A 25,324-nucleotide genomic window follows, 5' to 3' on the forward strand; every position below is an offset into this window, starting at 1 on the left:
AATTGATGGCCGCCGACGCGGCCTGAGTTTACGGAATTGAAATGGCGCTCAGCTTTCTGAAAAAGGTCTTCACATTCGGCAAGGACAAGCCGGCCGAAGGCGAGCCAACTGCCACGCCGGCGGCCGATGCGGTCATGGACCAGGCGGAATCGACGTTCAGCCCGGAGGAAACCCGGGCGATCGAAGCCGAGCTCGAGCCGCATTCGCGCATCGAAGACCTGCCGGTCGCAGCAGACCCCGTCCTGCCGGAGGAAATGGATACGGCGGGCGGACCCTCTGCCGATGCGGTTGAAGCGCCTGAATTCGTGGATGAAGCTTCTGAAGAAGAGGTGGAGACCCCGGCCATTCTTCCTGCCGTCGAAGAGATCGGCGATATCGGCCTGATCCCGCTCTCTTTGCTGGAGGCGGAGGCCGAAGCGGCCGAGATCGCGGAAAGCGCAGCACCCCCCTCTGTCCCTTCGGGACATCTCCCCCTCAAGGGGGGAGATCAGACGGAGAATAAGGCTCTTTCCGCGCGCGATGCACCTTCGGAAGGAACGCCGGAGCCAGCTACGGGTCCAATCTCCCCCCTTGAGGGGGAGATGTCGGTGCAACCGACAGAGGGGGGTACACCCTCCACGACCTCAGAAGCCGCAACTTTCGCCGAAACCGCGCCACAGCCGCTCTCTCCCCTTGAGGGGGAGATGCCCCCCGCAACCCCCATCCTCCCAAAAGGCTTCGCCACCGGCAGCGCCGTCCAGCCGGCACCGGAGGCGCCGAAACAGAAACTCACCTGGTTCCAGCGCCTGCGCCAGGGGCTTTCGCGCACATCCTCGCAGCTGACCGGCCAGATCACCGCGCTGTTCACCAAGCGCAAGCTCGATGACGAAACGCTGCAGGATCTGGAAGACCTGTTGATCCAGGCGGACCTCGGCGTCGAGACGGCGCTGCGCATCACCGATACGCTGGCTTCCGAGCGCTATGGCAAGGACGTGTCCGGCGAAGACGTCTCGCGCATCATGGCTGCCGAGATCACCAAGGTTCTGGCCCCCGTCGCCAAGCCGCTGCAGCTCGACCTCAGCCACAAGCCGCATGTCATTCTCGTCGTCGGCGTCAACGGCACCGGCAAGACCACGACCATCGGCAAGCTGGCGGCAAAACTGTCGGGCGCCGGCCTGAAAGTCATGCTAGCCGCCGGCGACACGTTCCGGGCAGCCGCCATCGAGCAGCTGAAAATCTGGGCCGAGCGCACCAAATCCGATATCGTCTCCTCAAAACTCGGCGCCGATGCAGCGGGCCTTGCTTACGAGGCTTTCGAGCAGGCGCGGCTGAAAAAGAGCGACGTGCTGATCATCGATACCGCCGGCCGCCTGCAGAACCGCACGGAGCTGATGGCGGAGTTGGAAAAGATCGTCCGCGTGCTCGGCAAGCTCGATCCCGATGCACCGCATACCGTGTTGCAGACACTGGACGCCACGACCGGCCAGAACGCCCTCAACCAGGTGGAAATCTTCCGCAATGTGGCGGGGGTCAACGGCCTGATCATGACCAAGCTCGACGGCACCGCGCGCGGTGGCATCCTCGTCGCCATTTCCGCCAAGCACAAGCTGCCGGTCTATTTCATCGGCGTCGGCGAGGGCGTGGACGATCTGGAACCGTTCGAGGCCAAGGACTTTGCCGAGGCCATCGCCGGAATTCCCCATTGACCCGGTTTTGCCTTTTTGCTGATGTTATAGGGTCCCGGCACTCCGTCATCCTCGGGTCGGGCCCGGGGATGACGACAAGAGAGACGAACAGCCCGCAAACCGGGCATGCACGATAACCGCTTTAAGGACGTTACCATGTCATCGATCGAGGCGGTCAAGCCGCGCAAGGAAATCAGCCCGCTTCTGAAAATGGTGCTGGAGCTCGGGCCGCTGGTGGTCTTCTTCTTCGCCAATTCGCGCGGCGAATGGCTGGCGCAGAAATTCCCGGCTTTGACCGAACTCGGCGGGCCGATCTTCATCGCCACCGGCCTGTTCATGGCCGCAACCGCGATCGCGCTGACCGTCTCCTGGATCCTGACCCGCACCCTGCCGATGATGCCGCTCATCTCCGGCGTCGTCGTCTTCATCTTCGGCGCGCTGACGCTCTATCTGCAGAACGATACGTTCATCAAGATGAAGCCCACCATCGTCAACACGCTGTTCGGCGTCATCCTGCTCGGCGGCCTGCTGTTTGGAAAATCGCTGCTCGGCTATGTCTTTCATGCCGCCTTCAAGCTCGATGAGGCTGGCTGGCGCAAGCTGACCATCCGCTGGGGTATCTTCTTCCTGTTCCTGGCCGTGCTCAACGAGGTCGTCTGGCGCAATTTCTCGACCGATTTCTGGGTTGCCTTCAAGGTCTGGGGCACGATGCCGATCACGGTGCTGTTCACCCTGTCGCAAATGCCTGTGATCATGAAGCATTCGCTCGAGCAGGATGCCAAGAAGTGACGACGCTGGTTCCGGCAGAAAACCGTTCGCCGCGCGCCGCGACGCTCTGGCTTGCCGCGTGCGCTGGCGTTCTCATTCTGCAGATCGTCATCGAATATTGGATGGGCCGCACGCCGATCTGCGAATGCGGCTATATCAAGCTGTTCGAACCCAATGCCAATGGTCCGGGCAATTCGCAGCATCTGGCCGACTGGTATACGCCCTCGCATATCATCCACGGCTTCCTGTTTTACGGGCTTGCCCATCTGACCCTGCGCGGCAAGCCGCTGGCGGCCAAGCTTCTTTTGGCGCTGGTAATCGAATCCGGCTGGGAACTTCTCGAAAACTCCCCCATCATCATCGACCGCTACCGCACAGCCACCGTCTCGCTCGACTATTACGGCGACAGCATTCTCAATTCGGCGATGGACACGGTGTTCATGGCGCTCGGCTTCTTCTTCGCCAGGCAGGCGCCAATCGCCTTGACCGTCGCCATCGCCGTCCTCTTCGAGATTTTAACCGGCTGGCTGATCCGCGATAATCTGACGCTGAACGTGCTGATGCTGGTCTATCCGCTGGATTCGGTGAAGGCGTGGCAGAGCGCGCTTTGAGGGAACGCTCCCTTCACATTGGGCTGCCCGATGCACTATCACCGCGCAAACGGGCCAGCCAATGTTGACGCTTCAACGCATCGAAACCCACGCGCAAGACATCAAGAAGAGCCGGTTTCTCGCTGTCTGCGGCCCCGTGTCCAGCGAGCAGGCGGCCAGGGACTTTATCAACGAACAATCCGACCTGACGGCCAGCCACAATTGCTGGGCCTTCCGCATCGGCCAGACCTACCGCTTCAATGATGACGGCGAACCAAGCGGCACTGCGGGCAAGCCGATCCTGCAGGCCATAGACGGTCAGGGGCTCGATCATATCGCCGTTGTCGTCACCCGCTGGTTCGGCGGTACGCTGTTGGGCAGCGGCGGTCTGATCCGCGCCTATGGCGGCACGGCGGCGATCTGCCTGCGCGCAGCCGAAAAGGTCGAGGTCATCGAGACGATCGCGGCGAGTTTGGACTGCGAGTTTGCCGACCTGGCCTTGATCAAGGCCCGCCTTGCCGGCTTTGGCGCCGTCATCAGCGCGGAAGCATTTACCAGTACCGGCGCCAGCCTTTCGCTGCAGATCCCGAAGGATGCGCTTCAGGCCGCGACCGGAATGATCCTCGATCTCAGCCGCGGCCGGGCGGTCATCACGCCGGACGATTGATCGATCCTGTCCCAACCCCTTTCAGTAAGACTTTGAAAACAGGAATGGTTTTCCCCGTTTCACCGGGTCTTGAAAGAACGGCTGCTGGCCAGCCCGTCATATTCCGAATAGAAACAGCGGGTAAACAGAATTTTCCGCTCGGATGCAGCGGGATTGACGGAGCGACCGCTCCATCGGCGAGGATCACATCATGAAAAACAGAATCTTGGGGCGCACCGGCGCCACCATTTCGGAAATCGGCTTCGGCGCCTGGCAGATTGGCGGCGCCTGGGGCGACGTGTCCGAGGAAGACGGCAAGCGCGCGCTGAATGCGGCGCTTGATGCCGGCGTCACCTTCATCGACACGGCCGATGTCTATGGCGATGGCCGCTCGGAAAAGATCATCGCATCGGTTCTCAAGGACCGCGGCGGCGACAAGCCGTTCGTTGCCACCAAGGCCGGCCGCCGGCTGAACCCGCATGTGGCCGAGGGCTACACAGCCGCCAATATCGAAGCCTTCATCGACCGCAGTCTTGCCAATCTCGGCGTCGAGACGCTTGACCTCGTGCAGCTTCATTGCCCGCCGAGCGAAGTGTTCTACCGGCCGGATCTGTTCGGCGCGCTGGATGATCTGACCGTCAAGGGCAAAATCCGCCATTACGGCGTCTCCGTCTCCAATGTCGAGGAGGCGCTGAAGGCGATCGAATATCCCGGCGTCGCGACCATCCAGATCATCTACAACATCTTCCGCCAGCGTCCGCATGACCTGTTCTTCGAGCAGGCGCTCAAGAAGAATGTCGGCATCATCGTGCGCGTGCCGCTGGCGTCCGGCCTGCTCTCCGGCAAGATCACCACTGAAACAAAATTTGCCGATGACGATCATCGCAAGTTTAACCGCAACGGCGAATTCTTCGATGTCGGAGAAACCTTTGCCGGCGTGCCGCTGGATGTCGCGCTCGAGGCTGTCGAGCAGGTACGGCCACTCGTGCCACAGGGCGCGTCTATGGCGCAGTTTGCGCTTGCTTGGATCCTTCAGAGCAAGGCCGTGTCCGTGGTCATCCCAGGCGCCCGCAACGAGGAACAGGCCAAGGCCAATGCCGCCGCCAGCGACCTCGCCGCCATCCCCTCTGAAACACTGACCGCCCTTGCCGATGTCTACGAGCGCCTGATCAAGGTTCACGTTCACCAGAAGTGGTAAAGAATACCAGGCCGCGCCGGTTTCCCGGCGCGGCCTGAGCCACACGTTGCGATAATCTTTCGTCCGCCAAGCACGCCCAACGCCGTTCCGCTGATGTTTTGATGATCATAGAGAGACGGACAGACATTTTCCGGCTATAGCGGCGCTGCCGGAGCGTATCGTTGCCCGGTTCGCAGCGGCACAGGAGGACATCATGGCGTTTGATCCCATCAAGGCACTCAGCAACTATTCGGACGCCGAATGCTCGGTGCAGTTCCTGATCGCCGGCACCCCGGCCTCGGTTTTTCCATCGCTGGAAGACGCCGTGCTCTTTGCCCGCGAAAACGGCGCCGGCTGGAAGGATGTCGAAATCACCGTGCATCTCGACCGCGAAGACATCGTCTACGCCACGGGAAAGACCCGCACCCTGATCGAGGCACTGCGCAAGAAACGATAATTGGGATTTGTGATGCGCGCGCGGCAGAAAGCGTGCCATGATTTTCGAGCGCTTTGCGACGTTGATTGCAGCTGACATCACCGCAAAGCCATTGAATGCTTTTGCGCCAATACGGCGTCCCGCCATCCAGCGAAAACCGTTTATTCTACCGATAAGTCATTGAAAAAAATGGCGCACCCGGAACGATTCGAACGTCCGACCCTCAGATTCGTAGTCTGATGCTCTATCCAGCTGAGCTACGGGTGCTTCGCGCTGCGGCGTCAACCGCTTGCGTGGCGATCCTCTAAAACGTCCCACCGGGGAATGCAAGCGAATTTCGGCAGAAATTTTCTTTTTTGATGAAACGGCCTGCTTATATCTTTGAAACTGTGGATGGATTTCAGCCGCAAAGCCTTTGCACAGCGCAGCTTCACCGGCATGACAGAGGCATTTGCAAAAAATCCGATATCAGTGACGGGCTTTCGAGCGGAACGCATCGAGCGGCACCGGGCGGTCTGGCAGTTCGATCCTGAACAGGGTTCCCGGCGTCGGCTTTTCCACCAGCGCGATGGTGCCGCCATGGGCGAGCACCAGTTCGCGGGCAATGGCAAGACCGAGACCTGTGCCGCCGGAGCGGGCGGAGCCTCTGAAGGCGGTAAACAGGTGTTCGCGCGCCTTGGCGGGCATGCCCGGCCCGGTATCATCAACGGAGATGCTGACGACGCTGCCGGTGCGCATTGCCGAGACGTTGATTGTGCGCGGCGCGTTGCTGTCGCCCTGGCCGTTCGTCAGCGCCTCCACCGCATTGCGGCAGATATTGTGGACGACGCGGAACAGTTGCTCGCTGTCGGCATCGACCTGCAGATCCTCGGGGATCTGAATGCCGAACTCGATACCGGAGCCCGGATCGATCGCCAGCATTTCGCCGACATCGCTCACGAGCGGCCGCAGCTTGACGAACCGGCGATGCGGTTCCGGCTCGGTGGTGCGGCCATAGGACAGAACCTCGGTGGTATACCCGACGGCCCGGTCGATGGTGCGCAACAGCGTCGGGGCAAACCGCTTGACGATCGGATCATCGACATCGGCGAGGCGGTCGGAGATCAGCTGCGCCGAAGCCAGGATATTGCGCATATCATGATTGATCTTCGACACGGCAAGGCCGAGATCGGCGAGGTTCTTCTGCTGCTTCAGCGTCTTTTGCAGCTGCTGCTGCATGGCAGACAGATGCTGCCCGGCAATCGAGAGTTCGTCGCGCCCTGAAGCTGGATCGAGAACGCGGGCGGGATTGGATGGCTCGGTTGCGAATTCCTGCATATTCGTCGTCATGCGCCGGATCGGCACGATCATGAGCCGGTTGATGGCCAGAAAGATCAGCGCGGCGGTAAACAGCGAAATGGCGAGCGACAGGAAAAAAACGTTGCGCGAATAGACCAGCATCGCCTTGCGCAGGCTCTTGTCCGACATCACCACTTCGATGATCGCATCGCTTTCGCCGATCGGCCCATAGATCCGCACCACCTTGCCGCCGCCAAACAGCAGCGTATCGAAGGCATCGCGGATGGCGGCGATCGGCGTCATGGCGGCAACGTCGTACTGGGCGTCGATTTCCGGCGGCATGTCGACGGCCGCGATCAACCGCGATTCGTCCTTGCGCCTGAGAACGATGGCCTTGGTGCCGGTCGCCATCAGGGTTTCTTCCTGCAGCGGGCGTGACAGCTGCACGTCCTGCAGCCCATCGACGACGACGCCTGCGGCAGCGGCCGTGTTCAGCCTGTCTTCCATCCAGCGGATGCGCATATTGGCGACGGACGGCACGAAGATCAGCACTTCGGCGAGCATGACGAAAACAACCGTCAGAAACAAAAGCCGGCCGGAAAGGCCGCGGAAAAACCCCACGCGGGCCGGCTGCCTTTGAAGGGCCGTGGTTGCTGTCGTCTCTGCCGTCATGCCATTGAATTCCATCGTCTCAACCGAAACGTCTGAGCAGGCGGATGATGGCCCGGACGAACGGCTTGCGTGTCAGGGGCGTATAATAGGCGATGACGGCGCGTTTTCCAATCTCCGTCATGGTTGGATAGGGCAGGATGGCCTCGCGCATATCCGAGAGGCGCAGCCGGCTGGACATGACGAGCGACCACAGGCCGATCATCTCGGCTGCACCTTTACCCACGATCCCAGCGCCGACGACCTTGCCTCGCCGTGTGGTGACGACCTTGATCAGGCCTGCCGTGTTGTGTTCCGCCTGTGCCCGGTCGTTTTCGGCATAGGGCCAGCGCAGGATCTCGACAGGCCCATAACGCCTGCGGGCTTCCTGCTCGTCGAGGCCGACAAAGGCGATTTCCGGATCGGTGAACGTGGCGCGCGGCACGATATCGCGGTTTTCGCGCGCCGGTAGCCGGAACAGGATTTCGCGCAGCACCAGCGAGGCATGATAGCTGGCGGCGTGGGTGAATTGCAGCCCGCCGGCTGCATCGCCGATGGCGTAGACCCGGCGGTTTTGCGTGCGCAGGCTGCGATCAACCGCAATCCCCGTCGCCGTCACCGCGATGCCTGCCGCCTCAAGGCCGAGCCCGGATGTGTTACCCTTTTTCCCGGTCGCGACGAGCAGGGCGCTGCCCTCGAGGTTCAGCGGACCGGTTTGCGTTTCGCAATTCAGTCGCGTCCCCGCCGCCATCTTTTCGACAGACAGAACCCGGCAGTGTTCGAAAATGGAGATGCCTTCGTCTCGCAGTTGGCCAAGCACGATGTCCGCCAGTTCAGGATCCTCCTTCGAAAGCGCCTTCCCCATATCGACGACCGTCACCTCAGCCCCCAGCCGCCGGTGCGCCTGCGCCATCTCGAGACCGACCGGCCCGGCGCCGATGATAAGAAGATGCCGGGGAAGGCTTTTGAGGTCGAACAGGGTTTCGTTGGTCAGGTAATCGACATCGGCAAGGCCGGGGATCGGCGGAATGACTGTCGAAGAGCCGGTGGCGATGACGAAACGGCGGGCGCGGATCACGTATTCGCCGGCCGCCACGGTGTCACGACCGGTAAAGCGCGCATCGGCCCTGATGACCTTGACGCCCATGGCGGTGAACCGCTCGGCCGAATCATGCGGCGCGATCGCGTCGATGACAGCGCGCACATGCGCCTGAACCTTTTCGAAATCGATGACCGGTGCGCCGGCTATGACACCGAATTCGGCGGCCTTGCGCACCGCATGGGCGTGCTTGGCGGCTGCGATCAGCGCCTTGGATGGTACGCAGCCGGTGTTGAGGCATTCGCCGCCCATCTGCCCGCGTTCAATGAGGACAACCGGCACGCCGAAGGCTGCGGCCCCTGCGGCAACCGAAAGCCCCGCAGAACCAGCGCCGATCACGCAGATATCGGGAGACAGAACCGTTGCCACACCGTCAGTCCTTGTCACGATCACCCACCGTCTGCCGTTTTTCGCGAGCAAACTGCACGAGAAGCGGCAGCGCGGCAATGAGCGCCAGCGCCATGAACGCCAAGGTCAGCTTCGGCGTCAGAAAATCCGACAGGTGCAGGGTTCGTCCATGTCCGGCCGCATCGCCGATCGCCTCCTCGAAGCCGCAGCCAAGCCATGTAAAGACGAACGTACCGGGAATGATGCCGACCACGGTGGCAAGCGCGAACGTTCGCAGGCTGACCGCGAAGAAGGCAGGGGCGATATTGACGACGAAGAAGGGAAAGACCGGCGCCAGGCGCAGAACCAGCAGATAGCTGAACGCATTGCGGCTGAAGCCTGCCGAAAACCGGTTGAGAAACGGTCCGGCGCGGCGGCGCAGCACATCGCCGAACACGGTGCGCGCGCCGGCAAACAGCAGACAGGAGCCGGCCGTGGCCGCAATGACGACGATGACGCCACCGGCAAGCCAGCCAAACAGGAAACCGGCAAAGATCGTCAGCACCGAGGCAGCCGGAACCGACAGCGCCACGACGGCGGCATAGACGAGGAAAAACAAAGACCCTGAGCGCAACGGATAATGCGCCACCATGTCCAACAGCATCTCACGCTGATCAGCCAGCCAGCCGAGCGTCACATAGCGATGCCAGCCCAGCCCATAGGCAAGGACAAGGCCTGCGGCGAGGACGAGAAGCGGAGCGGCACGCAGCATCAGCGGTGGCCCTGCGGGCTCCGCCTCCCCTTCCGTCGTTTCCCGGCGGCCCTGCACGGTCAAATCCTGCCTCTTGTGCTTGCTTGGTTCCATCGGCCCAGCATTAGAAGGAAAGCGGCGCTTGAACCAATAACGAATGATCGCGGTAAAAAACGTCGCCGTGATCGGAAATCCCGCAGCGATGCGGGATCGCTGCGGGATCGATATCCAAAGGTGACTGTCCGGGAAGGATCAGAACTCCTCCCAATTGTCCTTGGAGACTGCGGCGCTGGCCGAGCCGCCACCAAAGGCGCGGGCAACCGTGCCCATCATCTTGCGGGCCGGCGACGCGACCGGGCGGGTATTGTCGCGGACCGGGGAAGCAACCACGCGCAACGGCACGCTGTCATCCAGCTTGAAATGCGAGATCAGCCGCGCCAGGCTGTCGGCTTCCGCCGAAAGCTTGTGTGTGGCGGCATTGGCTTCCTCCACCATCGCCGCATTCTGCTGCGTCACCTGATCCATCTGGTTGACGGCTGTGCTCACTTCGCCGAGACCGGTCGATTGCTCGCGCGCGGCCGTGGCGATCGAATGGATGTGGTCGTTGATGCTCAGCACTCGCGTTTCGATCTTGCCAAGAACCTCTCCCGTTTCCTGAACCAGCTTGACGCCGGTTGCGACTTCGGAGCCCGACTTGGCGATCAGGCCCTTGATGTCCTTGGCGGCGCTGGCCGCACGCTGGGCAAGCTCACGCACTTCCTGGGCAACAACGGCAAAGCCCTTGCCTGCATCCCCGGCACGCGCCGCTTCCACACCGGCGTTCAGCGCCAGAAGGTTGGTCTGGAAGGCGATCTCGTCGATGACGTTGGTGATCTGACCGATCTCGCTGGAGGCCTGCTCGATGCGGCCCATGGCATCGACGGCCTTGCGCACGACTTCGCCGGACTGGGCTGCACTCTGCTTGGCCTCGGTGACCATGACGGTGGCTTCCTGGGCACGGTCGGTCGAATTGCGCACGGCAGCGGTGATCTGTTCCAGCGCGGCCGACGTTTCTTCGAGCGCTGCAGCCTGCTGCTCGGTGCGCTTCGACAGGTCGTCGGCGGCAGAGCGCAGTTCGGAGGAATTGCCGTTGATCGAGTCGGTCGTGGTGCGCACTTCGCGCAAGGTGTTCTGCAGGGTCGAGAGCGTGTCGTTGACGTTCTGCTGCAATTCGGCAAAGGCGCCCTGGAAATTGCCGTGCATGTTCTGCGTGAGATCGCCGGCAGAAAGGCTGGCGATGACGCGGCGGGTCTCGTTGACGCCGCTGTTGACGCCATCGACAAGCTCGTTGAGGCTGGCGGCAAACCGGTTCAGGTCGGCATTGCCGTAGTCCTTGTTGATCCGCTTTGTGAAATCACCGGCAGCGGCGGCCGTTACGACGACAGCGATGCTCGACTGCAGATCGGCGCTTTTTTCACGCAGCGCGCTTTCCTGCGCATTCAGTTCGCGCACGGCCAGGCCATTGCGCTTGAACACTTCGACGGCACCGGCCATCTCGCCGATTTCGTCCTTGCGGCCGGAAAAAGGCACGTTGGCGCTGAGGTCGCCATCGGCAAGCTGCTTCATCGTGCCGGTCAGCTGCAGGATTGGCTGGCTGAGTTGCTTGGTGCCGATATAGAAGGCTGTTCCCGCGCCGATGATGAGACCGAAGCCGGCCGTCAAAAGCACCATGAGGATCATCCGGCTTTCGATCGCGTTGACCTCGTTCTGGATGATATCCAGAGCCGCGCGGTCGGTATCGACGATGGCGTCGATCTCGGCCTGGAAGGCCTTCCGGTTGGCGCGGTTGAGATCATTGTTGCCCTGCTCGTTGGCGGCCTGCGGCGAAACCTCCTGGCTGAGGCGAGCGGTTTCGGTGCGGAACGTGCGGAATTCGGCAGCGCGCTTGACGACGGCGTCGAAGGCGGCCAGTTCCTCGGCAGGTACCAGCGGGCGCCAACCGGTCAAAAGCGCGTCGATCTTGTCGAGATTCTTCACCAGCCCCTCGGCAAACGGCTTGGACTTTTCCACCGTCGGGGCTGCGTAGATGCCGCGCGCTTCCATGACGACGCCCGTGACCAGACGGTTGAGATGCTCGCCGTTGAAAGCGCGATCCGAGGCATTGTCGAACTGGACGAGCCTAGCATTATATTGTGTGATGACCGTCAGGGCCATGCCCGTGACAGCCAGTGCGATCAGGCTCATCACCCCGACGATGAGATAGATCTTGCCGCGAATTTTCATAGTCCATGTCCCCCTGAGACCGGCAGCAGACGTTAAAATGCGCCGCATGCCGGTACTTGCATTCAGATAGACACTAAAATGACCATGGTTAACGAAGCCTCATGGGACCGAGCGCAATTCTAGTATCTGCGTCTTAGGGCTTTGTTTAGCTAAATATATTATTAGATGCTAAATTTCAATCGTCAGTTGAGACCGGCACGCGCCACATCATGGCGCTTCCAGGGCCTGAAGTTCGCCTGACCCGCAACAACCCCAGCTTTTGCGGCCTTTGCGCGCTCCGGCAATTGACTTTCGCGGCTCTTTGCTCTTATAAGCCGCCCACGTCCGGACAAGTCCCCTTGCCCTGTGCAAGCCCATGCCCGGAACGTAACGCTCCCTTGCTAAGAAGCAAACCCAAGAAGGGCCGCACACCGCGGTATTAAAATAAATGACGAAGCGTACCTATCAACCGTCCAAGCTTGTTCGCAAGCGCCGTCACGGCTTCCGTGCACGTATTGCCACCAAGGGTGGCCGCAAGGTTATCGTTGCCCGCCGGGCACGTGGCCGTAAGCGTCTGTCGGCTTAAGGCCGTCTGGCGCGTGCCGCGTCTTCGCGCACTGATCTTCGCGAAACCTGCATGCGCGGCTTCATGGCGCCGGGGCATCCTGCAAACGTCCGTCTGGACGATGGATGCTCCTGCTCCCGGAAGGAGCGCGGGAAAATGACATTACCCAAGCCTGAATCAACTGCCGGGCGGCTGAAAAGCCGGCCGCAGTTTCTTGCCGTGCGCAAGGGAGAGCAGCGGAAGGGTCCGTTGTTTCTTCTGGAAGTTCTTGATCGCAACGAGCCCGATAGCGGGCCGCGCGTCGGTTTTACCGTCACCAAGAAACACGGCAATGCCGTCGAACGCAACCGGATGCGCCGGCGCCTGAGGGAGGCCGTGCGGCTTTCTGCCGGATTTGCAATGAAGCCCGGACATGACTATGTGATTGTCGCCAGACGCGACCTTTTGAACGCGCCCTTCGAGCGGATCGGCAAGACCCTCTGCGAGCGGATCGAAAGCAAGCAAAAATATTCACGGCCACCGGCCGGCTCCAGGAAAGAATGATGGAAAAAAACCGCAACTACTTCGTGGCGATCGGGCTGTCGGTGCTGATCCTGATTGCCTGGCAATTTCTCTATGTGAACCCGAAGATAGAGAAAGAACGGATTGCGGCGGAAGCCCATCAGAAGCTGACCCAGCAGAGCCAGCCGGCTGCTACGCCCGCCGTTCCGGGCCAGGCTCAGACGGCCCAGGGCGCTGTCCCCGGCGCCGTTGAAACCCGCGACCAGGCGATTGCCAAATCGGCCCGTGTTTCCATCGACACGGCAGCGCTGAGCGGCTCGATCAACCTGACCGGCGCACGCTTCGATGACCTGAAGCTCAAGGAATATCACGAGACCGTCGATGACAAGAGCCCGCTGATCACGCTGTTCAGCCCCTCGGATACGCCGGACGGTTACTTTACCGAACTCGGCTATATCGGCAACGAGGCATCCGGCACCGTTCCAGGCCCGGCAACGGTCTGGACGCTGGCAAGCGGCGACAAGCTGACGACAACGACCCCGGTCGTTTTGACCTTTACCAATGAAAAGGGTCTGGTTTTCACCCGCACAATCTCCATCGACGACCATTTCATGTTCCAGGTGGTCGATTCGATCAACAATGGCAGCGGCGCTCCGGTGTCGATGTCCACCTATGGCCGCGTGACCCGCTTCAACAAGCCGACGACCCCGAGCGTCTACGTGCTGCATGAAGGCTTCATCGGCGTGATCGGCGAGCATGGCCTCAACGAAGTCGCCTATAGCAAGGTGGAAAACGACGTTCCGGCCAAGCATGAGAAGGCCACCACCGGCTGGCTCGGCATCACCGACAAGTACTGGGCTGCCACCATCGTGCCGCCGCAGAACCTGGCCTACGAATCCAAATACGAACACTTTACCGATGGCCGCCCGCGCTTCCAGGCTGACTACAAGCAGGATGCCGTGACGATCGCGCCCGGCCAGTCCACCGAGCTGAAGACCCTGGTCTTTGCCGGTGCCAAGCAGGTGCCGCTGGTCGATGGCTACGAGAAGTCCTACTCGATCCCGCAGTTCGACCTTCTGATCGACTGGGGCTGGTTCTACTTCATCACCAAGCCGATGTTCAAACTGATGGACTTCTTCTTCCGTTATTTCGGCAATTTCGGCGTTGCGATCCTTCTGACCACCATCGTCGTCAAGCTGCTGTTCTTCCCGCTCGCCAGCAAGCAATATGCCTCCATGGCGAACATGAAGAAGGTTCAGCCGAAGATGGAGGAATTGAAGAAGAAGCACGGCGACGACCGCATGGCCTTGCAGCAGGGCATGATGGCCCTCTACAAAGAAGAAAAGATCAACCCGATCGCCGGTTGCTGGCCGATCCTTCTGCAGATTCCGGTGTTCTTCGCGCTCTACAAGGTGATCTACGTCACCATCGAAATGCGCCATGCCCCGTTCTTCGGCTGGATTCAGGACTTGTCCGCTCCGGACCCGACCTCGCTGTTCAACCTGTTCGGCCTCTTGCCCTACGACGTCCCGCATGCGCTGGTTATCGGCGTCTGGCCGCTGATCATGGGCATCACCATGTTCCTGCAGATGCGCATGAACCCGACGCCGCCGGATCCGACGCAGGCCATGCTGTTCACCTGGATGCCGCTGGTCTTCACCTTCATGCTGGCCAGCTTCCCGGCCGGTCTGGTCATCTACTGGGCCTGGAACAACACGCTGTCGATCACCCAGCAGGCATTCATCATGAAACGCCATGGTGCCAAGGTCGAGCTGTTCGACAATCTCAAGGGATTGTTCTCGAAGAAACCGAAACCGGCCAAATAGGCCGGATTGCCCGAAATCATGAACCCCGGATCAGAGATGATCCGGGGTTTTTGCTTGGGCGAAAGCATGCGCAGAATCCGTCAGACCATGCGCTGCATTTCCTCCCCCAGCCATTTGCGGAATTTGCGGGTCATGCGGTTTTCGTGGCGCTGGAAGACGACACGGTAGTGGCCGAGATCGACCGGCCCAAACCCCGGCAGCGCGACCAGTCCGCCGGAGCGGATTTCACGCTCGGTCAGAAACGCCGGTGCCAGAACCATGCCCAATCCGGCGGTCGCCGCATGCAGGGCGGCGTCGTCGGTATCGAACACATGCTGGATCTGGATGGCGTCGCGCTCGATGTGAAGCGTGCGGGTCCACAGCGCCCAATCCCAATTGTCCACCGCACATTGAAGGCCCGGAACCTTGCCGAGATCTCCGGTCCCTTCATAGCCGACTGCGGCCAGCAACGCCGGCGACGCGACGGGGCGGCTCATATCGGCGGCGAGCCACTCTCCCTCCGCAGGGCTCGTCCCGGCACGATGGTAGGAAATGGCAAGATCGCCGGACCCGAGAGAAATGTTGGAGCCGGTTTTCGTCTCGATCCGGACACGGGCGGCCGGATGCATCGCCTTGAACCGTTCCAGCGCCGGGATCAGCCAGCGGACGGCGAGCGAGATCGACACGCGCACGACGATCTCGTTCTGGTCGCGGCTGAGCGCCTCGGCGGACCGGTCGATCGCGGCAATCGCAGCGGCCGCATCATCATGGAAACGGCGCCCGGCATCCGTGAGCGCCAGGAAATTATGACTGCGCTTGAACAGCGCCAGCCCCAGCTCGCCCTCCAGCTTCTTGATCTGGTGGCTGACCGCGCTCGGGGTGACGCCGATTTCGGCGGCGGCCTGCACGATACTGAGATGACGGGCCGTCAGGACGAAAACCCGCACCGCATTCAGCGAAACACCGCGCTTGTTCTGCATCGAAAATACTCATTCAGGGCTCAAAAATCGAATTTGCTATATGGGGGATCGATTTGGCAAGAGTTTACGCTGAAACCATTGAAAGTTAAGGCCTTGCGGAAAAGTCTGTTGAACTCGAATGCGGAAGCGATGATCTGGGTCGTGCTCGGCACGGCGTTATTTTCCTTGATCTTTGCGTCGGGGAAATTCGGTGGCGACAGCATGTCCGTGCTGCAGATCCAGTTTCTGCGCTATATCAGCGGTTTCACTACGCTTCTGGCTGTCGTTGCCGTGAAACGCGAGGGCTTGCGGGTCTATCGCAGCGCCCGGCCGTTTTCGCATGCGATGCGGGCGGCGTTCGGCGTATCCGGCGGTTTTGCGCTGATCTATTCCTCGGCGGCGATGCCGATCGTTGATGCGACCGCCCTCGGCCTACTCTACGTGGTGTTCATCATTCCGCTCGCCGTGCTGGTCCTGAAAGAGACCGTCACGAAGCAGCATATGATTGGGATCACCCTCAGTTTCGCCGGTGCCGGGTTCATCATGATATCGCGTGGCGCCTTCACCCAGTTCGAGCCCGCCTATCTGGTGCCGGCCGCCATTGCCGTTCTGGGGGCAGCCCTCCTGGCCATCGAGGGCTTGATGATCCGGGTCCTATCCCATGCAGACCGGCCGCTGACGGTCCTGCTCTATGTCAACGCCTTCGGTATCCTCTTCCTCGCCGTGCCGGCGATCATGACCTGGAAGACCGTGCCGCTGCCGGCCATGGTGCCGTTTCTGCTTCTCGGTCCGCTGGCGGTGGCGGCGCAATATTGCGTCGTGCGCGGATACCGGCTTGCGTCGCTGGCGATCGTCGGACCAGTCGATTATGCCTGGCTGGTCTTTGCCGCCCTCATAGGCTTCCTGTTCTTCAACGAAATCCCGACGGCGGGGGTGATCGCCGGTGCTGTTGTCATCGCGCTCGGCGGCGTGGTGCTCGCCGTCATCAAGCCGGAGCCGGACGCCGCCCGCGCCGAGGACGTGCAATCCTCCTGACGGATCCGGGACGCATCCGGAACCCTCGCCGTTCCGTCGGTGCCTGACACGCTACGCCGCACGAGCGGCCTCAGCAGCGGCGGCTTGTGCGCGCAACAGGCGGCGCTCTTCCTGCGTGACGCCGTCATAGCCCCAGGCATCGGCCTCAATCTCGTCGATCACCACGTAGGTGGCTAAGGGCAGGTCCGGCCCAAGCACCTGCCTGAACATCGCCGCCACAGCAGCGACGAAGCGCGCCTTTTCCTCGTGCGTATTGGTGCCACGGGTCACCTTGACGTCGAGATGAGCGGCGACCGGCACTGGCTCGCCACCGACCGTCCAGCTTCCAGGTTCAGCGACATCGACCAGGACGGCAGTAACTTCCGGCCGCTTGCGCATGATATCCACCATGAAGCCGGTGGCGTGCTTTTGCAGCGTCTGCTTTTCGCGTGCACCGATCTTCGCACCGGCAATTTGAATATGAACGAAGGGCATGTCGTTTTCCTCTGTTGGAATAATTTGACGGGATCAGATTACTGCCGCACACTCGTTTTGAAAAATTGGAGTTTTATAACTATCAGTTTGGAAAAACAGAATGGTTTTGCCTGTCAACCTTGATATGGACGTCCTGCGAACCTTCGTTACCGGCGTCAACCTGGGCAGTTTTGCAAAGGCCGCAAATCGTCTTGGCCGATCCCCTTCCGCCATCAGCCTGCAACTGCGCAAACTGGAGGAACAGGCGGGCCAGACCCTGTTTCAAAAACAGGGACGCGGTCTTGCGCTTACAGAGGCTGGCAACATTCTCCTCGGCTATGCCCGGCGCATTCTCGACCTCAACGATGAGGCCCGCAGCGCCATGACGGGACTGTCGGCCATGCAGGGCTGGGTGAGGATCGGGCTACCGCAGGATTTCGCCGAGACGTGGTTTCCAGGCCTGCTCGGCCGTTTTAGCCGCGCCTACCCCATGGTGCGCGTCGAAGCCCGGGTCGATCGCGGATCGGCACTTGCCGAGGCCGTTCAACGCGGCGAGCTTGATCTTGCCTTGACTTGGGGCAGCATGGCGGACGCGCATGCCGAAATCATCGCTACCCGGCCGGTCGTCTGGATCGGTCCGGACGGGTTCAGGCGCAACGAAGGCGAACCCCTGCCGCTGATCGCCTTCGATTCGCCGTGTGCGTTTCGCAGTGCCGGACTAGAAGCCCTTGATCGTCAGCGGATTGAATGGCGGCACGTTTTTGCCAGCCCCAGTCTTGGCGGCCTCTGGGCGGCGGTGACGGCGGGACTTGGCGTGACACTGCGCACCGCCGAGGGCGTGCCGCCGCATTTACGCGTGCTGGATCCCGCCGCGTCCGGCCTGCCGGCGCTTGGGCATATCGAACTCGCCTTGCACCGTTCCGGCAGTGACCAGAGTTCTGCGATTGCCCGATTGCAGGCGCTGTTGATAGAGGCGATCACCCCAAGTTAAGCCCCTGATACGGTATCGGCGCCGCCAGAAAGAATTGCGACAAATGCCTGTCGCGGATACCAGCGCACGCTGTTGAAATCGGTCCTACATTGCATCATCGCAACCGGATGTCCGTCATGTCGCAGCCCCTGCCGCAACCTGCAACCATTGGCCGGCAAAGCGCTGCGCAGGGCGCGGCACTGGTACTCGGCTCTGCCATCGTCTGGAGTTTCGGCGGAACGCTGGCGCGCTTCCTGTCGATCGAGGATGGCTGGACCATCGTTTTCTGGCGCTCGTTCTTCGCCGCCACCTTTTTGATCGGCTTCATGCTGTTGCGCGACGGGCCGCGCGGCACGGTCTCGCTGTTTCGCAACATGGGGATGCCGGGCATCGCGGTCGGGCTCTGTTTTGCCATCGCCTCGACCTCGTTCATCCTTGCGCTCGCCTATACCACTGTTGCCAATATCGTTCTCATCCAGGCCGGCGTGCCGCTGATTGCGGCACTGATCAGCTGGATCGTCTTTTGCGAGCGCGTCTCGCTCATCACCTGGCTTGCCATTGCCGCCGTGATCTGCGGTGTTGCCATCATGGTGTCGGATTCCATCGGCGGGACGGTCTCGCCCGTCGGCGATGCGCTGGCCGTCCTGATCGCCTTCGTCTTTGCGCTCGCGACCGTCATCACCCGGCGATATGCACATGTGCGGATGACGCCGGCTGCCTGTTTCGGGACGATCGTTGCCGGTGCGGTGGCGGCCGTCATGGCGTCCGGCTTCAGCGTCACCCTGCCGGAACTCGGCATCCTCGTCACGTTCGGGGCGCTGAATTTCGGGCTGGGTCTCGCATTCTTCGTCACCGGTGCCCGGCTTATCCCGTCAGCGCTTGCAGCCCTTCTCGGTACCGCCGAGACGATCCTGGCACCTCTTTGGGTCGCGCTCATTCACGGCGAAATCCCAAGCTTCAATACCATCGCGGGTGGAACGGTGGTCCTGATTGCGCTGCTTTCCTATCTCAGCGTCGAGATGTGGCGCCAGCGGCGCGCCGCGCTCTCAGCAAATTGGTGAAAATGGCGAGTTTTCTTGACATGGCGGCACAAAACCGTGAAGTCCTGAACAAAAGCCAAGGACAGACACCATGACAGACGCGACGCAGCAGGACGACAAGCCCCTTTTCGGGCGGCCATGGATTTTTATCCGCGGCGTGCCGTCGATGAAATTCCTGCCGCCGGAAGGTCCGCTGGAGATCGCCTTTGCCGGCCGCTCCAATGTCGGCAAGTCATCGCTGATCAACGGACTAGTAGGCCAGAAGGGCCTTGCGCGCACGTCGAACACGCCTGGCCGGACCCAGGAACTCAACTATTTCGTTCCCGACGGCTATTCCGGCGAACCGGGCGATCTGCCGCCGATGGCGCTGGTGGATATGCCCGGCTATGGCTATGCGCAGGCACCGAAGGAACATGTCGATGCCTGGACCAAACTGGTGTTCGACTATCTGCGCGGCCGCTCGACGCTGAAGCGCGTCTATGTGCTGATCGACAGCCGCCATGGCATCAAGAAGAACGATGACGATGTGCTGAACCTGCTCGACAAGGCAGCCGTCTCCTACCAGGTCGTGCTCACCAAAACCGACAAGATCAAGGACCCGGCCGTTCCCCGGCTGATTGCCGAAACGCTGGAAAAGATCAAGAAGCGGCCCGCCGCCTTCCCGGAGGTTCTGGCGACATCCTCGGAAAAGGGTCTGGGAATGGAAGAACTGCGCGCCGCCATCCGCGTCGCGATCTCGACCTGACATATATCGCAGTCCGTTACAGCATGCAGCGCAATTTTGCGCGGCATGCTGTAATTGCAACTGTCACACTACCCCAACATGAAACATGCTCTATCTGCTTGCGCGGGGTGGCCTTCCGGCCGCTTCCAATGTGTCAGGCGTTCAAGGAGATATGACATGTCCGATCTGATTGTGGTGGGGTTTGACAGCACCGAAGAAGCCGACAAGGTGCTTCTGAAGCTGAATACACTGAAAAAAGAATATCTGATCGATCTTGAGGATGCCGTGGTGGTCGTGCGCGACGAGACCGGCAAGGTCCATCTGAAGCAGAGCATGAACCTCACCGCCATCGGTGCGACCTCCGGACTTTTGAGCGGTTCGCTGTGGGGCGGCCTGGTCGGCCTTTTGTTCCTCAACCCGCTCGCAGGCTTTGCCATTGGCGGTGCGATCGGTGCGGGCACTGGCGCGCTTTCGGGATCGCTTGCCGACTACGGCATCGATGACGACTTCATCAAGTCGCTCGGTGAAACCATTCCCAACAATTCCTCGGCGCTGTTCGTGCTGGTGCGCAAGGTGCAGCCGGAAAAGGTCCTGGCGGAGTTTTCCGGCCTGCGCGGCAAGGTGTTGAAGACATCGCTTTCGCCCGACCAGGAAGCCAAGCTACAGGCAGCGCTGTCCGATACACAACCGGCGTCGCCGACGGCTGGCAGTTTCTAAAAAAGATCAGGCGGCCGATGCGGGCGTAAACGTCATTGCCATCCCGTTGATGCAATGGCGCATGCCGGTCGGCTGCGGGCCGTCGTCGAAAATATGGCCGAGATGGCCGCCGCACCGGCTGCAGTGACATTCGGTGCGGGTCATCAGCAGCGATGTATCCGTGCGCGTGCCGACCGCCTTCGGCAGCGATTCCCAGAAGCTTGGCCAGCCGGTACCGCTGTCATATTTCGTTTCCGACGAATAGACCGGCAGATCGCAGCCCGCGCAATGGAACGTGCCCTTGCGCTTTTCGGTGTTCAGCGCACTGGTGAAAGGCCGCTCCGTGTCTTCATGACGCAGGATCTGGTATTGCTCGGCCGTCAGGCTCGCCTTCCATTCCGCATCGGTTTTCGTCACCGCGAAGGTTTCGGCGGCAACCGCTTCATGTTTAAAACCGCGAAAGGCCGCAGTCGCGGCGAGGGCAACTCCGGAGATAAGAAAAAGGCGTCGGCTTGTCATAATACTCTCCCGTCTGCCGGATGGTGCCGGCATATGCTTGAAGCTAGTACGGCGTTTGCGCGGCGGCAAAACAAATGCCGATCAATCCCGCGTGAGCAACAGCTTGTATACGACATAAAAAGGCCACCGGTGAGTGAATACCGGTGGCCTTGAGGCCGGAGATGACTTGAGCCCCGGCCTGGAGCCGAAAATGCGTTGAGGTTGCATCCGGCCCCCAAACCACGAGGGCTTCCAGATTAGGACTTCGGCAGAAGCACCTTGTCGATCACATGGATGACACCGTTCGACTGCTTGACGTCGGCGATGGTAACATTGGCAACACCACCGGTTTCATCGGTGAGCGTAATCTTGCCGCCATCGTCCTTGGCCTTGAGAATGCAGCCGCCGACAGTCTTGACGTCATGCGTGCCGCCATCATCCTTGACCATCTTGGCAATCGTTGCAGCCATCGCATCGGCTGCAACGACGTGGCAGGTCAGAACCTTGGTCAGCATGGCCTTGTTTTCAGGCTTCAAAAGCGTATCGACCGTGCCGGCCGGCAGGGCGGCGAATGCTTCGTTGGTTGGTGCAAACACCGTGAACGGGCCCTTGCCCTGAAGGGTTTCAACGAGACCGGCAGCCTTGACGGCGGCGACCAGTGTCGTGTGATCCTTGGAGTTGACGGCATTTTCGACGATGTTCTTGTTTTCATACATCGGCGCGCCGCCGACCATCGGATTTTCGGCGTGAGCGGCAAAGGTGCCAGCGGCCAGTATCGAAGCGACGGTGACCGTGCGCAGCATGGACTTGAACATTTCTATTCCTTCCTGTTGACTTCGCGGACCCGCAAATGCGGGCCTCTCCCAATTTTTCTGGAATTCATGTTCTCTGCGCAGAGGACAAAACAAGAAACGGAAAGGCGTTCGAAAGAGTTTCAGGAAAGTTTGCAATTCGCCAAATATTTGATTTTTTATGTTTTTACGACAACCCCGTTCAAGAGACAAAAAAATGCTGCACTTTCTCAAGCGCAGCATTTGGTAATGATAAACTTACAGATAGAGATAGAGATAGAGACTTAAGGCAGACGCGTCTTGCCGACAGCGACGACAGGGCCGGTCGCCGTTCCCGTTGGCGAACCGCCGAACGGCTCGACGCTGACGGCGAGCGTGACGCCCGCGCCGAGTTTCGAGCGCATCTCCGGCGGAATGATGATCTCGCCTTCGCCGGTCTGCGGCAGGATGCCGAGAGACTTGGCGGGATTTTCGCCTTCGATCAGCCACAGCTCCAGCGATTTGGCTTCGGTCTGTCTTGCGGCGACCGGCGTGATTTTCAGCGCGCCGCTGCCGGCGTCATAGTGCGCGAGCAGATTGATCGTCGCGCTGGCATCGCCGGTCAGCTCCGCCACGAGCGGTTCCGGCCGGCTGACGGGCGTCAGGATACCAGTTGTCAAGGTCGCAACGGTGACGAGCCCGGCAACGGATGCCAGCGTCAGCACGCGCCACAGCGCCAGCGAATTCCAGAAGCCGCCTGCGGCAACCACGGGCTTTGCCTGGGCGGCAAACAGCCGGCGCTCGACAGCAACCAGCACCTGCGGCGGCGGCGCAATCGGTTCATAGGCGTCATCGAAGGAGGACAGATTGCTCTGCCAATGATTGACCATCGCGGCAAATGCGCCATCAAGGACCATGCGCGCCTCGACCTTACGGCGATCGTCGGCAGACAGAACACCCAGCACATACTCGCCCGCAATCACCTGGTCGCGACGGGAATCTCCGCTTTCGGGGTTCTGTGTGGTCATCGCTCCATGCACTCTCTCAGTTTCAACAGGCTGCGGCGCAGCCATGTTCGCATCGTGTTTAGCGGCGTGCCGAAAAGCTCGGCCAGTTCCTGGTAGCTCAACCCCTCGACATAGGCCTTGCGCACGGCATCGGCGCGGTCTGCCTCGAGTTCGTTCATGCAATTGTCGATCCGGCGGCCCTCCGCCGTATTGATCGCGGTCTTTTCCGGATCCGGCGCAGAATCCGCCAGATCATATGCCTCGTCAATCGTGTTTGCCACCGGCTTTCGCGCCCGCAAATGATCGATCGCATGATTGCGCGCAATCGCCGAAAGCCAGGACATCGGGTTGGTGTCGCCGCTGGCGTAACGGTCGGCCCGCTGCCATATCTTGATGTAGATTTCCTGCAAGGCTTCTTCCGCTTCCGTCCGGTCTCTCAAGATACGCAGGCAGATGGCAAAAAGTTTCGGGCTGGTCTGCCCGTAAAGAGCGGAGAAGGCTGCGCGATCCCTGAGCGAGACCCGGCCGATCAGCGTGGAGATGTCGTTTGTTGTCATTGATACTCCGGTCCTCGTCCGTCAGGGCGAACATAGAGCACAAGCCTGGGGATAAAAAGACCAGTTGCGGCAGATAAACAGGGTTGCAGCAGGCGATGTCACACCGGCTTTATCTTTGCTGGGGATCATTCCCTCCACCGGAAACTTGCGCTAAACAGCACCCGGCTAATTTCGAGGTATTCCCATGTCCGCATCCGAAAGCGAAATCCAGGCAAATCTTCTCGCCAAGGCGCTGCCCTACATGCAGCGCTACGAGAACAAGACAATCGTGGTCAAATATGGCGGCCACGCTATGGGCAATGCCGAGCTCGGCAAGGCTTTTGCCGCAGATATCGCACTTTTGAAGCAGTCCGGCGTCAATCCGATCGTCGTGCATGGCGGCGGCCCGCAGATCGGCGCGATGCTGACCAAGATGGGCATCGAATCGAAATTCGAAGGCGGCCTGCGCGTCACCGATCAGAAAACCGTCGAGATCGTCGAGATGGTTCTGGCGGGTTCGATCAACAAGGAAATCGTCGCCCTGATCAACCAGACCGGCGAATGGGCGATCGGGCTGTGCGGCAAGGACGGCAACATGGTCTTTGCCCAGAAGGCCCGCAAGACCATAGTCGATCCCGACAGCAATATCGAACGCGTGCTCGATCTCGGCTTTGTCGGCGAGGTGACGGAGGTCGATCGCACCCTGCTCGATCTTCTGGCCAAGTCGGAAATGATCCCGGTCATCGCCCCGGTTGCTCCCGGCCGCGACGGCGCGACCTACAATATCAACGCCGATACATTTGCCGGCGCGATTGCCGGTGCGCTCAATGCCACCCGCCTCCTGTTCCTCACCGACGTTCCCGGTGTCCTCGACAAGAAGGGCGAACTGATCAAGGAACTCTCGGTTGCGGAAGCGCACGCGCTGATCAAGGACGGCACGATTTCCGGCGGCATGATCCCGAAAGTCGAAACCTGCATCGAAGCGCTCGCCCGTGGCGTCGAAGGCGTCGTCATCCTGAACGGCAAGACGGCACACTCGGTGCTGCTCGAAATCTTCACGGAGCATGGTGCGGGAACGCTGATCGTTCCGTAAGGAGCCGTTCGGTAACGCAGGCGCCGTCGAATGCCTGATGGCGACCTGCTCCTTCCGTCATTCCTGTGCCTGTAACAGGAATCCAGCCACGCGACGTCCGTCGCGTGAAGACGTCTTTCAGCGACGCAGACAAACGCGCCGCTGTTGGATCCTCACCACGAGGGCGAGGATGACGGAGAGTTTCAGATTTGCGGCTGCCAAAACCGTTTGCGGCATGATCAGCAAACGCAAGCTCCTCAGCCCTGCTGATAAACCCTCGCCGCCTCAGCCTTCAGCCACTCGATCATCGCCCGGTACGGTCCCGGCCCATAGCTGATGCGGGCGACGCCCAGACCCGCCAGCGCCGTCACATCCATGCCCGGCCGCATCATGATATTGACCGGCAGCGACACCGCCTCGCAGACCCGTCCTATAAGGTCCGGGTTCGACAATCCCGGCACGAAGAAGCCGCTGGCGCCAGCTTCGGCATAGGCGGCCGCCCGCTCGATCGCCTCGTCCACCAGTGGTGCGTGCCGCACGGGATCGGAGAGTTTGAGGAACAGGTCGGTGCGGGCATTGATGAAGAAGGGGATGCGCTTTTCATCTGACTTGGCCCGGATCACCTTGATCCGAGCAGCCTGTGCCTCGAGCGTGTGCAAACCGCTGCCGCCGACCACCTGATCCTCGAAATTGATGCCGACAGCGCCGGTATCGATGACATGGCCGACGTTCTCGGCAGTCGCAGCCGGGTCTTCCGAATATCCGCCCTCGAAATCGATCGAGACTGGCAGGTCAGTCGCTGCAACAATGCTGCGGGCGATATCGACGAGCTGCAGCATCGGGATCTGCTGGCCGTCGCCATAACCGTTGGCATCGGCCACCGACCAGCTTCCCGTTGCCAGCGCCTTGGCGCCGGATGCGGTCACGGCCTTGGCGGTGCCTGCATCCCAGATATTATAGAGCACCACCGGATCGCCCTTGCGATGCAGGTTGGCGAACGCCTTAGCCTTGTCCGTCTGGTTCATCGTCTTTCCTCCGAAAACAATTCACCCCTGTCATGCCACAACA

Annotated in this window: 26 protein-coding genes and 1 tRNA gene; 15 read left to right on the top strand and 12 right to left on the bottom strand. The window is 60.8% G+C overall.

What is annotated here, in order from left to right:
- Nucleotides 1-41 precede the first annotated feature (41 nt).
- The 6 genes from ftsY (at nt 42) to PYR65_RS20365 (ending at nt 5,302) form a co-directional block, all read left to right on the top strand.
- Nucleotides 42-1,685, top strand: coding sequence for a signal recognition particle-docking protein FtsY (gene ftsY / locus PYR65_RS20340; protein ID WP_276119282.1), 1,644 nt, complete (start codon nt 42-44; stop codon nt 1,683-1,685).
- A gap of 135 nt (nt 1,686-1,820) precedes the next feature.
- The gene (locus PYR65_RS20345; protein WP_276119283.1) at nt 1,821-2,453 is read left to right on the top strand and encodes a septation protein A; all 633 of its coding nucleotides are present in this window, start codon (nt 1,821-1,823) and stop codon (nt 2,451-2,453) included.
- The gene (locus tag PYR65_RS20350; RefSeq protein ID WP_407951257.1) at nt 2,450-3,043 is read left to right on the top strand and encodes a DUF2585 domain-containing protein; all 594 of its coding nucleotides are present in this window, start codon (nt 2,450-2,452) and stop codon (nt 3,041-3,043) included. The genes PYR65_RS20345 and PYR65_RS20350 overlap by 4 nt, the downstream gene beginning before the upstream one ends.
- 61 nt (nt 3,044-3,104) lie before the next feature.
- Nucleotides 3,105-3,689 carry an IMPACT family protein gene (locus PYR65_RS20355; RefSeq protein WP_276119284.1) on the top strand — a complete coding sequence of 195 codons (585 nt, stop codon included), beginning with the start codon at nt 3,105-3,107 and terminating at the stop codon, nt 3,687-3,689.
- A gap of 190 nt (nt 3,690-3,879) precedes the next feature.
- Nucleotides 3,880-4,866, top strand: a complete 987-nt coding sequence (locus PYR65_RS20360; RefSeq protein ID WP_276119285.1) for an aldo/keto reductase — start codon at nt 3,880-3,882, stop codon at nt 4,864-4,866.
- 193 nt (nt 4,867-5,059) lie between these two features.
- On the top strand, nt 5,060-5,302 hold the full coding sequence (locus PYR65_RS20365; RefSeq protein ID WP_060637694.1) for a hypothetical protein: 243 nt from the start codon (nt 5,060-5,062) through the stop codon (nt 5,300-5,302).
- A gap of 169 nt (nt 5,303-5,471) precedes the next feature.
- Here the strand turns inward: PYR65_RS20365 and PYR65_RS20370 are convergent.
- The 5 genes from PYR65_RS20370 to PYR65_RS20390 form a co-directional block, all read right to left on the bottom strand.
- Nucleotides 5,472-5,548, bottom strand: a tRNA-Arg gene (locus PYR65_RS20370).
- 201 nt (nt 5,549-5,749) lie between these two features.
- Nucleotides 5,750-7,231 carry a sensor histidine kinase gene (locus PYR65_RS20375; protein WP_276119286.1) on the bottom strand — a complete coding sequence of 494 codons (1,482 nt, stop codon included), beginning with the start codon at nt 7,229-7,231 and terminating at the stop codon, nt 5,750-5,752.
- 19 nt (nt 7,232-7,250) lie between these two features.
- Complete coding sequence (locus tag PYR65_RS20380; protein WP_276121119.1) at nt 7,251-8,675, bottom strand: dihydrolipoyl dehydrogenase family protein; 1,425 nt, start codon at nt 8,673-8,675, stop codon at nt 7,251-7,253.
- 4 nt (nt 8,676-8,679) lie between these two features.
- Nucleotides 8,680-9,462, bottom strand: a complete 783-nt coding sequence (locus tag PYR65_RS20385; RefSeq protein WP_276121120.1) for a TVP38/TMEM64 family protein — start codon at nt 9,460-9,462, stop codon at nt 8,680-8,682.
- Nucleotides 9,463-9,636: 174 nt separating this feature from the next.
- Nucleotides 9,637-11,646, bottom strand: a complete 2,010-nt coding sequence (locus PYR65_RS20390; protein WP_276119287.1) for a methyl-accepting chemotaxis protein — start codon at nt 11,644-11,646, stop codon at nt 9,637-9,639.
- A gap of 427 nt (nt 11,647-12,073) precedes the next feature.
- On the opposite strand from PYR65_RS20390, the gene rpmH reads away from it, so the two are divergent.
- The 3 genes from rpmH (at nt 12,074) to yidC (ending at nt 14,517) form a co-directional block, all read left to right on the top strand.
- Nucleotides 12,074-12,211: a 50S ribosomal protein L34 gene (rpmH, locus tag PYR65_RS20395; protein WP_037104763.1), complete on the top strand. Its 138-nt coding sequence runs from the start codon at nt 12,074-12,076 to the stop codon at nt 12,209-12,211.
- Between the two features lie 135 nt (nt 12,212-12,346).
- Complete coding sequence (gene rnpA / locus PYR65_RS20400) at nt 12,347-12,733, top strand: ribonuclease P protein component (RefSeq protein WP_060637703.1); 387 nt, start codon at nt 12,347-12,349, stop codon at nt 12,731-12,733.
- On the top strand, nt 12,733-14,517 hold the full coding sequence (gene yidC, locus PYR65_RS20405) for a membrane protein insertase YidC (protein WP_276119288.1): 1,785 nt from the start codon (nt 12,733-12,735) through the stop codon (nt 14,515-14,517). Before rnpA ends, yidC begins: the two co-directional genes overlap by 1 nt.
- Before the next feature lie 80 nt (nt 14,518-14,597).
- On the opposite strand, the gene PYR65_RS20410 is transcribed toward yidC, so the two are convergent.
- On the bottom strand, nt 14,598-15,476 hold the full coding sequence (locus tag PYR65_RS20410; RefSeq protein ID WP_276119289.1) for a LysR substrate-binding domain-containing protein: 879 nt from the start codon (nt 15,474-15,476) through the stop codon (nt 14,598-14,600).
- A gap of 108 nt (nt 15,477-15,584) precedes the next feature.
- Between PYR65_RS20410 and PYR65_RS20415 the strand changes: the two genes are divergently transcribed.
- Nucleotides 15,585-16,490 (top strand): DMT family transporter, encoded by a 906-nt coding sequence (locus tag PYR65_RS20415; protein ID WP_276119290.1) that lies wholly within the window; start codon nt 15,585-15,587, stop codon nt 16,488-16,490.
- Nucleotides 16,491-16,541: 51 nt separating this feature from the next.
- On the opposite strand, the gene PYR65_RS20420 is transcribed toward PYR65_RS20415, so the two are convergent.
- Nucleotides 16,542-16,964: a tautomerase family protein gene (locus tag PYR65_RS20420; RefSeq protein ID WP_276119291.1), complete on the bottom strand. Its 423-nt coding sequence runs from the start codon at nt 16,962-16,964 to the stop codon at nt 16,542-16,544.
- Between the two features lie 100 nt (nt 16,965-17,064).
- Here PYR65_RS20420 and PYR65_RS20425 point away from each other — a divergent pair, with 100 nt between their 5' ends.
- The 4 genes from PYR65_RS20425 to PYR65_RS20440 all read left to right on the top strand — a co-directional run bounded on the left by PYR65_RS20425 (nt 17,065) and on the right by PYR65_RS20440 (nt 20,394).
- Nucleotides 17,065-17,934, top strand: a complete 870-nt coding sequence (locus tag PYR65_RS20425) for a LysR substrate-binding domain-containing protein (RefSeq protein ID WP_276119292.1) — start codon at nt 17,065-17,067, stop codon at nt 17,932-17,934.
- 116 nt (nt 17,935-18,050) lie between these two features.
- Nucleotides 18,051-18,974, top strand: coding sequence for a DMT family transporter (locus PYR65_RS20430; RefSeq protein ID WP_276119293.1), 924 nt, complete (start codon nt 18,051-18,053; stop codon nt 18,972-18,974).
- A 70-nt stretch (nt 18,975-19,044) separates the two neighbouring features.
- Complete coding sequence (gene yihA / locus PYR65_RS20435) at nt 19,045-19,698, top strand: ribosome biogenesis GTP-binding protein YihA/YsxC (RefSeq protein ID WP_276119294.1); 654 nt, start codon at nt 19,045-19,047, stop codon at nt 19,696-19,698.
- A 156-nt stretch (nt 19,699-19,854) separates the two neighbouring features.
- Nucleotides 19,855-20,394, top strand: a complete 540-nt coding sequence (locus PYR65_RS20440; protein ID WP_276119295.1) for a DUF1269 domain-containing protein — start codon at nt 19,855-19,857, stop codon at nt 20,392-20,394.
- A gap of 6 nt (nt 20,395-20,400) precedes the next feature.
- Here the strand turns inward: PYR65_RS20440 and msrB are convergent, their stop codons facing one another.
- The 4 genes from msrB to PYR65_RS20460 all read right to left on the bottom strand — a co-directional run bounded on the left by msrB (nt 20,401) and on the right by PYR65_RS20460 (nt 23,205).
- Nucleotides 20,401-20,892: a peptide-methionine (R)-S-oxide reductase MsrB gene (msrB, locus tag PYR65_RS20445; protein ID WP_060637685.1), complete on the bottom strand. Its 492-nt coding sequence runs from the start codon at nt 20,890-20,892 to the stop codon at nt 20,401-20,403.
- Between the two features lie 236 nt (nt 20,893-21,128).
- Nucleotides 21,129-21,686, bottom strand: coding sequence for a fasciclin domain-containing protein (locus PYR65_RS20450; protein ID WP_060637684.1), 558 nt, complete (start codon nt 21,684-21,686; stop codon nt 21,129-21,131).
- A 260-nt stretch (nt 21,687-21,946) separates the two neighbouring features.
- Nucleotides 21,947-22,669: an anti-sigma factor gene (locus PYR65_RS20455; protein WP_276119296.1), complete on the bottom strand. Its 723-nt coding sequence runs from the start codon at nt 22,667-22,669 to the stop codon at nt 21,947-21,949.
- Nucleotides 22,666-23,205 carry a sigma-70 family RNA polymerase sigma factor gene (locus PYR65_RS20460; RefSeq protein WP_060637682.1) on the bottom strand — a complete coding sequence of 180 codons (540 nt, stop codon included), beginning with the start codon at nt 23,203-23,205 and terminating at the stop codon, nt 22,666-22,668. The genes PYR65_RS20455 and PYR65_RS20460 overlap by 4 nt, the downstream gene beginning before the upstream one ends.
- A 184-nt stretch (nt 23,206-23,389) precedes the next feature.
- Here PYR65_RS20460 and argB point away from each other — a divergent pair, with 184 nt between their 5' ends.
- A complete protein-coding gene (gene argB, locus PYR65_RS20465; RefSeq protein ID WP_060637681.1) occupies nt 23,390-24,277 on the top strand; it encodes an acetylglutamate kinase in 888 nt (295 codons plus the stop codon).
- Nucleotides 24,278-24,513: 236 nt separating this feature from the next.
- Here argB and PYR65_RS20470 read toward each other — a convergent pair whose 3' ends face one another.
- Nucleotides 24,514-25,281 carry an isocitrate lyase/PEP mutase family protein gene (locus PYR65_RS20470; RefSeq protein ID WP_276119297.1) on the bottom strand — a complete coding sequence of 256 codons (768 nt, stop codon included), beginning with the start codon at nt 25,279-25,281 and terminating at the stop codon, nt 24,514-24,516.
- Nucleotides 25,282-25,324 lie beyond the last annotated feature (43 nt).

The organism is Pararhizobium qamdonense (genome assembly GCF_029277445.1).
In the GTDB taxonomy this organism is placed as follows: domain Bacteria; phylum Pseudomonadota; class Alphaproteobacteria; order Rhizobiales; family Rhizobiaceae; genus Pararhizobium; species Pararhizobium qamdonense.